Genomic DNA, 12,392 nt, shown 5'->3' with positions numbered 1-12,392 from the left:
ATGAATTTCATTTAAGAAAGAATTTAAAAGATAAAATGGGTAAATTAATCGTTTCATTATCGCCACACGCTCATGGAAATGAGAGCGTAGAGAAGAACATGTACGGAGTGATTATCGCTCTCGTGCCTGCCATCCTCGCATCTTTCTATTTCTTCGGCTTGGGTTCAGCAGTCGTACTGCTTACCTCTGTGGCAGCCTGCGTCTTCTTTGAGTGGGCAATTACAAAATATCTCCTGAAGGAGGAGACCAGCTTGCTCGATGGTTCTGCCATCATCACCGGTCTCTTGCTCGGCATGAACTTGCCAAGTAACCTTCCTCTCTGGATCATCATCATCGGTGCCCTGTTTGCCATCGGTGTAGGTAAGATGAGCTTCGGCGGTTTGGGTAACAATCCTTTCAATCCCGCTTTGGTAGGCCGTTGCTTCCTGCTCGTCAGCTTCCCTGCCCAGATGACTTCATGGCCTATAGCCGGACAGATGCTCAGCTATACAGATGCTACAACGGGTGCTACTCCGCTGGCTATCATGAAGACCGCCATCAAGACGGGCGATGCTTCAGTTCTCAACCAGTTGCCTGATGCGATGAGCCTGCTCTTCGGTGCCACTGGCGATACCTTCGGTGCCGGTACTACCGGTGAGGTTTGTGCATTCGCCCTCTTGCTCGGTTTGGCTTACATGCTCTGGAAGAAGGTCATTACCTGGCATATTCCAGTCAGCATCATCGCTACCGTATTCGTTTTCAGCGGTTTGATGCATTTGGCTAATCCTGTTTATGCCAATCCTCTGGCTGTCATCTTCAGTGGTGGTCTGATGCTCGGTGCCATCTTCATGGCTACTGATTATGTAACCTCTCCGATGACCCACAAGGGCATGCTTATCTACGGTGTATGCATCGGTCTGCTGACCGTCATCATCCGTAACTGGGGTAGCTATCCAGAAGGTATGTCGTTCGCCATTCTTATCATGAATGCGTTCACACCTCTTATTAACACATACGTTAAACCAAAGCGCTTCGGTGAGAAGCCAGCTAAGAAATAAGGAGGACAGAGACATGCAGAAATTAGAATCATCATTAAAGAACATGGTGCTTGTGCTGGTGGGCGTAGCGCTCATCGTAGGTGCTGTTCTTGCATATATCAATCATCTTACATCTGGTCCTATCGCCGAGAAGGCTGCACAGAGTCTGGCTGCCGGTATTAAGAGTGTGATGGGTACAGAAGATCTCCAGGTGGCTGAGCCTGAAGAGGTAAAGCAGGAGTTTGGCGGTAAGGAATTCTCTTTCACCATCCACAAGTGCTCTGACAAGAGCGGCAAGCAGCTGGGTGCTGCCGTAGAGAGTACTACCGGTGGTTTCGGTGGCGATCTGAAGGTGCTCGTAGGCTTCGATACCGAGGGCAAGATTATGGGTTATACCGTGCTTCAGGCTTCAGAAACTCCGGGTCTGGGCGCCAAGGCTGCTACCTGGTTCCAGAAGGACGGAAAGGGAAGCATTATCGGTAAGACTCCAAAGGATGGCGACCTCCACGTATCTAAGGACGATAAGAGTGGCAATGCCGTAGACGCCATTACCGCTTCTACCATTACCAGCCGCGCCTTCCTCAAGGCTATCAATCAGGCTTATGCCGTTTATGCCAAGAAGGATGTTGACGGTGAGAGCGGTGCATCTCAGAAAGCAGATGCAGAGAGTGGTGCATCTAAAGTTGAACATAACGAAAAGAAAGGATAAACCGATATGAGTAATGTTAAGATTTTGATGAACGGACTCATCAAGGAGAATCCAACCTTCGTGTTGCTTCTCGGTATGTGTCCTACTTTGGCTACAACAACCAGCGCCATCAACGGTCTCTCTATGGGATTGGCTACCATGGCGGTGCTGATTTGTACCAACTTTGTTATTTCCTGTATCAAGAAGATTACCCCGGATATGGTTCGCATCCCTGTTTTCATCGTAGTGATTGCAGCCTTCGTAACCATCCTTCAGATGTTGATGAGCGCTTATGCTCCTGACAGCATCAATCAGGCGCTGGGTATTTATATTCCGCTGATTGTAGTAAACTGTATCATCCTGGGTAGAGCAGAGAGCTTTGCTGCCAAGAATTCGCCTGTTGCCAGCCTCTTCGATGGCATTGGTTGCGGTTTGGGTTTCACCCTCGGTTTGACCATCCTGGGTAGTGCCCGCGAGATACTCGGTGCAGGTAGTGTATTCGGTATCACTCTGTTGCCGGAGACTACCAACATTCTGATGTTCATCCTGCCTCCTGGAGCTTTCCTCACCTTGGGTTACATCATTGCTATATTTAATAAGGTAAAGAAGTAAGCGTAGGCATCGCTTCAAATCAATGAAATAAAATAGAAATTATGGAATATTTATTGATATTTATCTCTGCGATATTCGTCAACAACATCGTCTTGTCGCAGTTTCTCGGTATCTGTCCATTCCTGGGCGTATCGAAGAAAGTTGATACAGCCATCGGTATGGGTGGTGCCATCGCTTTTGTCTTGACCCTGGCAACCATCATTACCTGGTGTGTTCAGAAGTATGTACTCGATCCGTTCGGATTGCAATATCTCCAGACCCTGGCGTTCATCCTCGTGATTGCAGCCTTGGTTCAGATGGTAGAGATTATCCTGAAGAAGGTTTCTCCTGCACTTTATCAGGCACTCGGTATCTTCCTGCCTCTGATTACTACCAACTGTGCCGTGCTGGGTGTAGCCATCCTGGTTATCCAGAAGGATTACAATCTGCTTGAGAGCGTGGTTTACGCCTTCTCTACCGCTCTCGGCTTTGCCCTGGCTCTCATTGTCTTTGCCGGCATTCGCGAGCAGCAGGCTTTGGTCCGTATTCCTAAGGGCATGCAGGGCGTAGCTATCGTCATGGTAACTGCAGCGCTCCTCAGCCTCGCCTTCATGGGATTCTCGGGCGTAGATGGCGGTTTGAAATCGCTCTTCGGATTGGAGTAAAACTTTTACTGAAAGTTGATAAAATAATAATGGGAATTTGCGAATGGTATGAACCGATGCAAATTCCCATTTTTTGTACTTGATTTTTCTTACTCTCTTACTTGAGGTCTTGATTTTTCTTAACTCTCTGTCTTTATAAACTTGAAATTTTAACTCTTTCTCTTTTCTTATCTTCTGTGTCCGAAGCTTCCACCGCCATTGTTCTTGCTTGGTGTAGAAGAGCGAGGGGTGAATCCGCCGCCACGGTTGCCGGAACCGCTGCTGAATGAACGGCTCATGCTGCTGCGGTTGCCCCCGAAGATATTACTTCTTCCGCTTCCGAAGCTGCTGTTTCCGAACCCACGGCTGCTGTTTCCGAACCCACGGCTGCTGTTTCCGAAACCTCGGTTGTTGCTGGTGCTGCTGTTGCTGCTGCCGAAACCGCGGTTAGGGCGACTGTTGCTATTGCCGAAGCCCCGGTTGCTGCTGTTGCCGAAGCCTCCGTTGTTATTTCCGAAGCCTCCGTTCTGAGGACGGTTGCTGTTTCCGAAGCCAGCGTTGTTGTTAGGGCGGCTTGCATTACCGAAACCACGGTTTGGGTTCATCTGAGGTCTGTTCTCGCGGTTCAGATTTCCGAAAGATCTTCCTCTGCCGTAATCACCACGGTTGAATCCGTCTCTCATACCTACTCTAGGATATCCACCAGGGTGAGGGCCGCCGAATCTTCTTCCGTGATACCAGCTTCTGTTTCCGTTTACTCGCCAGCTATGACCTCCACGGTAAGATACGTAGAAGTGAGGGCGACCAAAGTAGAAATAGTCGCGGCGCGGATAGCGGGCGTAGATGCCGAAGTGCCAGTAGCCTGCATTCCAGTAGAGCGGACGGTAGAAATAGGTGGCATTGAGATATGTTCTATACTGCCAGTCGAGCAGGATATAGCTCAAATCCATATTGCGCTGGCGCCAGTAAGCACCATACAGGTCATCGTATGTATCTACACTCATCAGGTAGTCGAGGTTCACCTCGTAAGCTGCCTCATACTGGTCTTCCGTAAGATTGAGCTCGTAAGCCATCTTGTCTGTCAGGAAGAGAGCCTGCTGTCTTGCCTGCTCATAACTCATTGCAGAAGCGGTAGTGAATGTCATCATGAACATGGCTACCAGAGCTATTATCATTCGTTTCATAATCGTATATCTTTAAATTGTTATACTTCATGTTTTTTTTCTGGTGCAAAGATACGATGTTTTTTGCTTCCACGGTCGGGATTTCCCCTAAAGGGGTGGGGGAAAATCCCTACTTCTTTATTTTGTGCCTGCGCAGTTCTATATATAATAAGGTATAGAACCGGTGAGGAGCGTAAAGGTTTGCGTGAAGTTTTTCGCTGTTTTTGGAACAATCAAACGAAATATTTACTACCTTTGCACTCAGAAAAAAACAATCTGATGAATAGATTGGAATTTAAAACGGAAAGTAAAATAATAAAGACAAAATAAACAAATCATGAAAGAGCTAAAAGCATTAAACAAGCGCACCGCTCCTAAGAGCGTCGCTCCAGAGAAAATCATTCAGTTTGGTGAAGGTAACTTCCTCCGTGCATTCGTAGATTGGATTGTATGGAATATGAACAAGAAGACCGACTTCAACGGTTCTGTCGTTGTAGTTCAGCCATTGGCTGGTGGTATGGTTGACTGGCTGAACGGTCAGGACTGCCTCTATCACGTAAACCTTCAGGGTAAGGAGAACGGCCAGGCTATCAACACATTGGAGCGTATCGACGTTATCAGCCGTGCATTGAACCCATATTCTCAGAACCAGGCTTTCATGGCTTTGGCTGAGCAGCCAGAGATGCGTTTCATCATCTCTAACACTACAGAGGCTGGTATCGCATTCGATGACTCTTGCAAGTTTACAGATGCTCCTGCAGCTTCTTATCCAGGCAAGTTGGTTCAGCTCTTGTTCCACCGCTACAAGTTCTTCGAGGGCGACCCAACCAAGGGTATGATCCTGATGCCATGTGAGCTGATCTTCCTCAACGGTCACCACCTCAAGGAGTGCATCTATCAGTATATCGAGCTCTGGAAGGGCGATATGGGTGCTGATTACGAGGGCTTCAAGGAGTGGTTCACCAACCACTGCTACGTTTGCGCTACATTGGTAGACCGCATCGTTCCTGGTTTCCCACGCGATACCATCAAGGAGATTCAGCAGAAGATTTGCTACAAGGACAACCTCGTGGTTAAGGCAGAAAGCTTCCACCTCTGGGTTATCGAGAAGGCAGAAAACATGACAGTAGAGCAGATGAAGGAGGAGTTCCCAGCTCACAAGGCAGGTCTCCACGTGCTTATCACAGATAATGAGAAGCCATACCACGAGCGTAAGGTTACCCTGCTGAATGGTCCTCACACCGTATTGAGCCCTGTTACATACCTCAGTGGTGTAAACATTGTTCGCGATGCCTGCGAGCACCCGGTATTGGGCAAGTACATCCACAAGGTACAGTTTGAGGAGTTGATGCAGACTCTGAATCTCCCTATGGATGAGCTCCAGAAGTTCGCTTCAGACGTATTGGAGCGTTTCGAGAATCCATTCGTAGATCATCAGGTAACCAGCATCATGCTCAACTCATTCCCTAAGTTTGAGACTCGCGACCTGCCTGGTGTCAAGATTTATCTTGAGCGTAAGGGCGAGTTGCCACAGGGTTTGGTATTCGGTCTCGCTGCTATCATCACTTACTATAAGGGTGGTGTTCGCGAGGATGGTGCTCCTATCCAGCCAAACGATGACCAGAAGATTATGGACAAGCTCACCGAGCTTTGGGCTACCGGCGATACCCAGAAGGTAGCTGAGGGCGTATTGGGCTTCGACTATATCTGGCACGAGGATTTGAACAAGACAGTTCCTGGCCTTACCGAGTTGGTTAAGAAAGAGCTTGACCTTATTCAGGAGAAGGGCATGCTGGAGGCTGTTAAGACTATCCTCTAATAAAAAATAATGTTCGTTCATAGGTTCAAATAACGATTAAGATTAGAAAAATAGTTATAAGGTTTTGTGTTAGTTGTTAGCTATAATCTTCTAGCTAATAGGTTAAAGGCGGGGAGCTTGTGAAAGCGCCTCGCCTTTTTGCTTATTGTCTGCTTTGTGATGTTTCAGAATCCTTAATGACCTTAATGACCTTGTCCTTAATGACCGGATGGTTGATGATGAGCGGCACTCTTTCTACCACTACCATGGAAGTGTCGAGGCCCAATGCCTTAGGCTCGTCAATACCTATCTTGCTGATAAGAGCGTAGATACTCATCAGCAGGTTCTGTTGGCGATTATCTGAACTCTCCGGGTAATATACGCGGTGAATGATGATGAATCGGAAATCGCCCGGAATTCCGTATTTGCGCAGCGAAGGATAGGTGCTTTGCAAATCTACCTTTCCGTCTGTTACCAGATCTTCCACTACTTGTCGCAGATAGAGACTCACCCTAGGCTCTATGCGGAAACCAATGTGCATGGTTACGCTGTAGAGGGTGTCGGGAATCAGGGTCTCGCAGTTGTACTCCAGCGTATCAGGTGTGTCAACAAACTCCATGTTGATAAGCCAGTAATGGTCTGCACGTTTCGGCTGCTTGTTGATGATGGAGTAGAGCAACTTGTCATCTACGGCACCTTCCTTGTTGGCGTGGTTCACATAAACCAGGTTGGAAGCGTACTTAGGGATGCTCTCGTCGGCCTTGATGTCGGAGATAATCTGATAATAATCATCCAGCGGTTTGGTGCTGATATAATGGCGGCGTATCTTCATGGCTTTCACCCACACGTACATCATCAGGAACAGGATTCCTCCAATGAGCATCGTACACCATCCACCTGCAAGAAACTTTGACAGATTGGCAGTCAGGAAGATGGCTTCGATGATGCAGTATGCGCCCATAAACAGCATCGTGAAAATCCGTGCCACTCCCTTGCTGTGCAGGTAGAAACCGAGCAGCAGGGTAGTCATCAGCATGGTGATGGTGATGGCGAGTCCGTAGGCTGCCTCCATGTGCGAGGAGTTGCGGAAGAGCAGGATGATGAGAACCACGCCGATGTACATGGCGAAGTTGATCATCGGGATATAGAGCTGCCCCTTAACATGGGTAGGATGCTTGATTCGCATGCGCGGCCAGAAGTGCAGGTTCATGGCTTCGCTCAATATGGAGAAGGTTCCGCTGATGAGTGCCTGGCTCGCAATGATTGCCGCACCCGTGGCCATGATGATAGCGAAGAACAGCATGCTCTGCGGCATGATGGCAAAGAACGGATTCACAGCCAGCGCCGTATCTGCATGATTCAGCACCCATGCTCCCTGTCCCAGATAGTTGAGAATGAGCATGGTCTTTACGAAGCCCCAGCTGATGGCGATGTTCTTTCTGCCGCAATGTCCCAGGTCGGAATAGAGAGCCTCTGCACCGGTTGTACAGAGAAATACGGCACCCAGAATCAGAAACCATTCAGGCGATTTCGCCAGCAGCATGGCAGCATAATAGGGGTTGAAAGCCTTCAGTATCAATGGGTAAGACGTGATGCTGAAAGCTCCCACCACGCCCAGCAGCAGGAACCATAGCAGCATAAATACGCCAAACGATTTGCCAATACTCTCTGTGCCAAACCGCTGCACGAAGAAGATGATGGTGATGATAGCAAGGGTGATGGGGATAACTGGCAGGTTGGGACTGATGCTTTCGAGTCCTTCGATGGCTGTGGTCACGGTGATGGCAGGAGTGATGATTCCGTCTGCCAGCAGGGTGCTTGCGCCAATGATGGCCAGTAGGTAAATCCACTTGCTCTTGAGTCGGCGCAGCAAGGCATAGAGGGCGAGGATGCCTCCCTCGCCATTGTTGTCGGCACGCAGCGCCACGCATACATATTTGATGGTGGTCTGGAGGGTGAGTGTCCAGATGATGCATGACAGTGCGCCCAGGATGGTGCTCTCGCTGATGCTTTCGCCCGTATGCAGGATAGCCTTCATCACATAGAGAGGTGATGTTCCGATGTCTCCGAATACAATGCCTAATGTAACGAGCAATCCCAGGAAGCCTACTCTGTGATGGTTGCAGGCTGCTGAACTTTCTGCTTTTTCTTTCATTTTTCTTCTCTTATTTAAATTAAATATTATCCTTTTTGGGACATGAAAATGTCCTTTGTGATTATAAATTTGCGTGCAAAGGTATAAACATAAGAGGTAAGATAGAATTTGTTTAACAAGATTTATCGGATTTAACCTTTATTCTTTGAAGATATGAAGAGACGAATAAAGGCGAATGCCGATAAGACTACTCCCGAGAAACTTCTGAACCTTGCGAAACTTGAATCATTAATAAAGGCGGGGAGCTTGTGAAAGCGCCTCGCCTTTTGCGTATGTTTTGTAAGTTTCTTTTCAAGTGACTGTTGTCAAAGAAAAACAGTTATTCAATGATGTGGTTGATGACCATTCCTGCGATAGCCATTCCGAAGGTTGCGGTGATGTGGCAGAGCGAACCGTTGATCTGTGCCTTAGTAGAGCACCATTCGTGTTCTACCAGTTGCTGGTCGCCCGGAGCATCATATACGGCAGTATCGGTACCCCTCTCTCCGCTAATGAGTTTGGCTTTCGGGCATAGGCATCCGCCCGTGCCGCATGCTTTGTTCACCCCTTGGTTCTGCATCGGTTTTTCTTCACTGTATACGCACTGGAATTTTCGTCGTGGGAAGGTTTTGTTCTTCTTGAATTTCTTTCGCAGTGCTCTTGCCAGCGGGTCTCCATCCACCTTCCAGAATTCAGATTTTCTTACCATGAATGGGTCGGTGCGCAGGGCAGCTCCCATAGAAGATATAAAGGTGATTTCCTTAGGTAGGGCAGTGGCACGCAGAATGAGGTCAGCCTTATCCTTCAGTGAGTCGATGGCATCGATGATGAAGTCGTATTGCTCCATGTGGAATTCATCGGCAGTTTCTGCCTGATATATTTTCTGATAGGCTGTGATGTTGGCATCGGGGTTGATTTCGAGCAGTCGGTTGCGCAGCGCCTCTACCTTCACTTCGCCTATGGTTCGGCTTGTAGCCATCAGCTGGCGGTTGCAGTTGGTTACGCATACCCTGTCGCTGTCTACGATTGTGATGTTTCTCACGCCGCTTCTCAGGAGTCCTTCTGCGCACCATGATCCTACTCCTCCGATACCGAAGATGAGCACTCTTGCCTTCTGAATTTTCTCAAGATTATCCTTTCCCAGGAGCAGTTCGGTGCGTCGCTGCATTCCCTGCTCCATTGTCGTTATTTTATTCTCCATTTTATTGTTTGTAAAGAATTCTAATGTATATATCTGATGCAAAGTTAGTGAATTTTTATTTCATCCATGCTTAAGTTAAGAGTACTTGCCACAATATCAGCTGATACTCCAGCCTGTAGAAGTTTTTTGGCTGATTGCAATTTTTCCTCATTAGCTTTTTTTAATTGCTCCTCAGCTTCCTTTCTCTGCTCCTCAGCTTCCTTTCTCTGCTCCTCAGCTTCCTTTCTCTGCTTCTCAGCTTCCTTTAACTGACTAGAGGTTGCCTCCAACTGACTAGAGGTTGCCTTAAGTTTCTCCTCTGTATCATCATTAGCCTTCGTCAAACGCTCCAACCTGCCGGCAAGCGTCTTCTCTACGCTCACCATATCCCAGAATTCATCATAACCCAGAAGTTCCTCCTCGGTATAGGCTGATTCTTCAATCTCTGATACGGCTTTGGCTATCTCCGGATTTGCCAGCAGTTCTGCCGGAACTTCCTTCGTTTTCTCATTAATTTCTGTCAGATACCTAAGCCATAAAACCTGCATTTTCTTCTCTGTAAACGTATGAGGCGTAAACTTCGGCAACTCTACAAATACCAGATGCAAACCATCAATTACTTTTTCGGTATGTTCCTCATGTACAAGCTGGTAATAGTGGTAATAATCATCCAGTTCAGGCTCAAATACTTCATTAACCAAGTTGAGAGAATAAACTGGCTTCAGAAGAGAATAATCTTCTCCCCTGTTTAGCTGCTTTACATATGCCTTGGAAGCATTGAAGAGAACTCGCTGCTTAAACTCCGCAGACCAAACCATCTGCATTTCTACAATAAACTGACGTCCCTGGGCATCCTCGCATCTCACATCCACTATACTATATTTTCGTGTGGGTGTCTGGGGAACCATTTCAGGCGTAAGATATGTCACAGAAGTGATTTCCTCTTCCTCACTCTTAAAAGGAAGAAGGGCGTTAAGCAAACTTTTTACCAACTCGGGATGTTCGCCAAACACTTTTTTGAAGGTCAAATCGGCCTTAGGATCCAAATATTTCATAAGCCTTTCTTTTTTTTCTGCAAATATACGCCAATATTCCGAAACTTGCAAGCCTTTTCATATTTTTTTTGAATTTCTCTTCTTTACACAATAATCAAAGCCCGATAGGAGAGCGTTGCTGCTTCCTGTCGGGCTTGAATCAACTTAAAAAAATAAATACAATGAAATCCTTTCCGAAAATCGGCTAGATGTGGAAATCTACCAACTTCAGCCATCGCTTGACATCAAACGACGGACAGTCTTTGTGAACGTTCGGCAAATCGCGGTGGCCCAGTATCTCTGCATCAGGATAGGAGAGGCAGAGGCTCTCCAGAAGCGAATACAGAGCCTGATTCTGGGCTGGAGTGCGCGTATCGGCAGGCTTGCCGTTCTTGTCGAGACCTCCCTCATAACAGATGCCGATGCTGTGGGCATTGTAATGACGGGCATGGGCTCCTACTTCCGATTCCGGACGACCCGGATATACCACACCATCCTTCGTGATGTAATAATGATAGCCGATACTCTTGAAACCGCGGGCAAGATGGCAGGCCTCCAACTGCTCGAATGTGAAATCCTGAGTCACTCTCGTGGCAGAACAGTGGATCACGATGAGTGAAATGCTACGATGTTTCTGTGTCATGGCAACCTCCCTTCTTTTAGCAGTTCTGTACACAGAATGAGCTGGCTACAGCTGTTAATACCGTGATGAGGAAGTTGATGATGGTTTTCCAATTTACTTTTTTCATTTTGCTTTGTTTTTTAATGATTAATACTAAGTGGATAATGATAGTCACATGCTTGTTTTAGTGGTTGAAATTTAGTTTCAGTAAGCGTTTCTGGAAGAAGAAGGGCGGGGGAGGAACTGCCAGCCCGGATACCCGTAAAAGGCAGGTTCTTGGGTCATTATGATTTGCTGTTTATCCGTAATCGTCAGAATGAAAACCAGCCGCTTTGTGCCTTCGGAATATCCCTGTCGCCGGTCAGTTCACTCCTTCCTTCTTCTGTCGTTTCGCATATTTGAGAGACGGTTCACTACTCCAGGCCGTCTCCGCTGTTGCCTGTTCCGTCGGTGCTGCCGCCTTGTGATGTACCGCCGCCCTCAGTGGTTCCGCCGCCCTGTGTGGTATCGCCTGCAGCGCTCTCGCTAGAGTTGAGGAGATCCATGGCGTTCTTGGCGTTGGCATCGAGAGAGAGCTGGGTATTGCTGAGCTTGCCGGTAGCACGGGCTCTGAGGCGGTAGCCCTCTACAAACTTGGCGAGGTTCCACTCCTTGATGCTGGCGGCTCCCATCTTGTTGATGATGCCGATGGAGAAGATGGCGAGGTTGTCTATCTTCACTGCCTTGTTCTGGAGCACGAGCTCCTTCACACAGCTCACCATATCGGTGAGAAGGCCCTTGATGGCACCCTTCGAGAACGGGGTGTTGTGGCTCGCCATGTGTTCGGCGAGTTCATCGATACCGATGGTTTCTGTCACTACTGGTCGCGCATAATATTTGCCATACGCTTCCTTGATAGTCTTGTTCTTGTTCTTCGCTAATTTGATGAGAATCATACTTTTAAAAATTTAGTTTTAGTAAAAAGCAGTCAGTGTCTCCGCCGAGACCGTTGCTGCATCAACCTCTCTGATTGACGATACAAAGATACAACATTCCCGAACCCCCAATTATGCGATTTGTGCGATTTGCAGGGATTCGGGAAAAAAAAGGTTGAAAAAAGTGGTATTTTTTATGTTAAAATCGAAAAAAGTCTTGGTTGTATCAGGTATTTAGCGTATTTTTGCCGTAATTAGACGATTCGCATTATGGAAACAAGAAATAATATTAATCCGCGTCCTTTCCAGCCGGTTAGTCCTGGTTGTATTTTGAAGGAGGAATTGGAAGCTCGCAGTCTTCCAATTTCTGACTTTGCTCATAAAATAGGGCTTGAAGAGTTTGAATTAGATAAACTTTTGAATGGAACGTTATGTTTAAGTCCTGAGATAGCTTCTTCTTTAGAACGTTTTTTGGGCATTCCTGCTTCTTTTTGGCTTTCTTTGCAATCTGCTTATGAAGAAGATTTAGATAAGAGCGATAATAAAGGCATGGTTCGAACTTTTCTTGATAAGTTTACAAGAAATCGTGTAGCACTTTAAATCAAGAA

Annotated in this window: 13 protein-coding genes; 6 read left to right on the top strand and 7 right to left on the bottom strand. The window is 47.2% G+C overall.

Annotated features, from left to right (window positions below):
• Window positions 1–35 precede the first annotated feature (35 nt).
• From KUA48_RS02665 to rsxA, 4 genes are read left to right on the top strand one after another with little or no spacing between them, the layout of a single operon-like run.
• On the top strand, window positions 36–1,037 hold the full coding sequence (locus KUA48_RS02665; protein WP_218433153.1) for an RnfABCDGE type electron transport complex subunit D: 1,002 nt from the start codon (window positions 36–38) through the stop codon (window positions 1,035–1,037).
• A gap of 13 nt (window positions 1,038–1,050) precedes the next feature.
• Window positions 1,051–1,725, top strand: a complete 675-nt coding sequence (locus tag KUA48_RS02660) for an RnfABCDGE type electron transport complex subunit G (RefSeq protein ID WP_119237132.1) — start codon at window positions 1,051–1,053, stop codon at window positions 1,723–1,725.
• 6 nt (window positions 1,726–1,731) lie between these two features.
• On the top strand, window positions 1,732–2,316 hold the full coding sequence (rsxE, locus tag KUA48_RS02655) for an electron transport complex subunit RsxE (protein ID WP_117585991.1): 585 nt from the start codon (window positions 1,732–1,734) through the stop codon (window positions 2,314–2,316).
• A 41-nt stretch (window positions 2,317–2,357) separates the two neighbouring features.
• A complete protein-coding gene (gene rsxA, locus KUA48_RS02650; protein WP_006848658.1) occupies window positions 2,358–2,960 on the top strand; it encodes an electron transport complex subunit RsxA in 603 nt (200 codons plus the stop codon).
• 167 nt (window positions 2,961–3,127) lie between these two features.
• On the opposite strand, the gene KUA48_RS02645 is transcribed toward rsxA, so the two are convergent.
• The gene (locus KUA48_RS02645; RefSeq protein WP_218433155.1) at window positions 3,128–4,123 is read right to left on the bottom strand and encodes a hypothetical protein; all 996 of its coding nucleotides are present in this window, start codon (window positions 4,121–4,123) and stop codon (window positions 3,128–3,130) included.
• A 316-nt stretch (window positions 4,124–4,439) separates the two neighbouring features.
• On the opposite strand from KUA48_RS02645, the gene KUA48_RS02640 reads away from it, so the two are divergent.
• Window positions 4,440–5,921, top strand: a complete 1,482-nt coding sequence (locus tag KUA48_RS02640) for a tagaturonate reductase (RefSeq protein WP_218433156.1) — start codon at window positions 4,440–4,442, stop codon at window positions 5,919–5,921.
• A gap of 142 nt (window positions 5,922–6,063) precedes the next feature.
• Here KUA48_RS02640 and KUA48_RS02635 read toward each other — a convergent pair whose 3' ends face one another.
• From KUA48_RS02635 to KUA48_RS02610, 6 genes are all read right to left on the bottom strand, one after another.
• Window positions 6,064–8,055: a KUP/HAK/KT family potassium transporter gene (locus tag KUA48_RS02635; protein ID WP_118255092.1), complete on the bottom strand. Its 1,992-nt coding sequence runs from the start codon at window positions 8,053–8,055 to the stop codon at window positions 6,064–6,066.
• A gap of 319 nt (window positions 8,056–8,374) precedes the next feature.
• A complete protein-coding gene (locus KUA48_RS02630; protein WP_006846441.1) occupies window positions 8,375–9,235 on the bottom strand; it encodes a ThiF family adenylyltransferase in 861 nt (286 codons plus the stop codon).
• A 44-nt stretch (window positions 9,236–9,279) separates the two neighbouring features.
• The gene (locus KUA48_RS02625) at window positions 9,280–10,269 is read right to left on the bottom strand and encodes an Rpn family recombination-promoting nuclease/putative transposase (RefSeq protein ID WP_218433158.1); all 990 of its coding nucleotides are present in this window, start codon (window positions 10,267–10,269) and stop codon (window positions 9,280–9,282) included.
• Between the two features lie 184 nt (window positions 10,270–10,453).
• A complete protein-coding gene (locus tag KUA48_RS02620) occupies window positions 10,454–10,891 on the bottom strand; it encodes an N-acetylmuramoyl-L-alanine amidase (RefSeq protein WP_006846748.1) in 438 nt (145 codons plus the stop codon).
• Window positions 10,892–10,907: 16 nt separating this feature from the next.
• Window positions 10,908–10,997, bottom strand: coding sequence for a smalltalk protein (locus tag KUA48_RS02615; protein ID WP_022120265.1), 90 nt, complete (start codon window positions 10,995–10,997; stop codon window positions 10,908–10,910).
• 286 nt (window positions 10,998–11,283) lie between these two features.
• Entirely contained in the window at window positions 11,284–11,805 is a 522-nt protein-coding gene (locus KUA48_RS02610; RefSeq protein WP_218433159.1) for a DNA-binding protein, read from the bottom strand.
• 249 nt (window positions 11,806–12,054) lie between these two features.
• On the opposite strand from KUA48_RS02610, the gene KUA48_RS02605 reads away from it, so the two are divergent.
• The gene (locus tag KUA48_RS02605) at window positions 12,055–12,384 is read left to right on the top strand and encodes a hypothetical protein (protein ID WP_118064486.1); all 330 of its coding nucleotides are present in this window, start codon (window positions 12,055–12,057) and stop codon (window positions 12,382–12,384) included.
• Window positions 12,385–12,392 lie beyond the last annotated feature (8 nt).

Origin of the sequence: Segatella copri (assembly GCF_019249795.2) — a bacterium.
Lineage (GTDB): Bacteria > Bacteroidota > Bacteroidia > Bacteroidales > Bacteroidaceae > Prevotella > Prevotella copri_B.
Note: the sequence above shows the minus strand (reverse complement) of the source record. Positions and strands in the feature narration are given on the sequence as shown.

What these genes read in the sequence shown, in the direction of transcription:
- KUA48_RS02665 (WP_218433153.1), top strand. Translation starts at nt 36, where the DNA reads ATGGGTAAATTAATCGTTTCATTATCGCCACACGCTCATGGAAATGAG.
- KUA48_RS02660 (WP_119237132.1), top strand. Translation starts at nt 1,051, where the DNA reads ATGCAGAAATTAGAATCATCATTAAAGAACATGGTGCTTGTGCTGGTG.
- rsxE (WP_117585991.1), top strand. Translation starts at nt 1,732, where the DNA reads ATGAGTAATGTTAAGATTTTGATGAACGGACTCATCAAGGAGAATCCA.
- rsxA (WP_006848658.1), top strand. Translation starts at nt 2,358, where the DNA reads ATGGAATATTTATTGATATTTATCTCTGCGATATTCGTCAACAACATC.
- KUA48_RS02645 (WP_218433155.1), bottom strand. Translation starts at nt 4,123, where the DNA reads ATGAAACGAATGATAATAGCTCTGGTAGCCATGTTCATGATGACATTC.
- KUA48_RS02640 (WP_218433156.1), top strand. Translation starts at nt 4,440, where the DNA reads ATGAAAGAGCTAAAAGCATTAAACAAGCGCACCGCTCCTAAGAGCGTC.
- KUA48_RS02635 (WP_118255092.1), bottom strand. Translation starts at nt 8,055, where the DNA reads ATGAAAGAAAAAGCAGAAAGTTCAGCAGCCTGCAACCATCACAGAGTA.
- KUA48_RS02630 (WP_006846441.1), bottom strand. Translation starts at nt 9,235, where the DNA reads ATGGAGAATAAAATAACGACAATGGAGCAGGGAATGCAGCGACGCACC.
- KUA48_RS02625 (WP_218433158.1), bottom strand. Translation starts at nt 10,269, where the DNA reads ATGAAATATTTGGATCCTAAGGCCGATTTGACCTTCAAAAAAGTGTTT.
- KUA48_RS02620 (WP_006846748.1), bottom strand. Translation starts at nt 10,891, where the DNA reads ATGACACAGAAACATCGTAGCATTTCACTCATCGTGATCCACTGTTCT.
- KUA48_RS02615 (WP_022120265.1), bottom strand. Translation starts at nt 10,997, where the DNA reads ATGAAAAAAGTAAATTGGAAAACCATCATCAACTTCCTCATCACGGTA.
- KUA48_RS02610 (WP_218433159.1), bottom strand. Translation starts at nt 11,805, where the DNA reads ATGATTCTCATCAAATTAGCGAAGAACAAGAACAAGACTATCAAGGAA.
- KUA48_RS02605 (WP_118064486.1), top strand. Translation starts at nt 12,055, where the DNA reads ATGGAAACAAGAAATAATATTAATCCGCGTCCTTTCCAGCCGGTTAGT.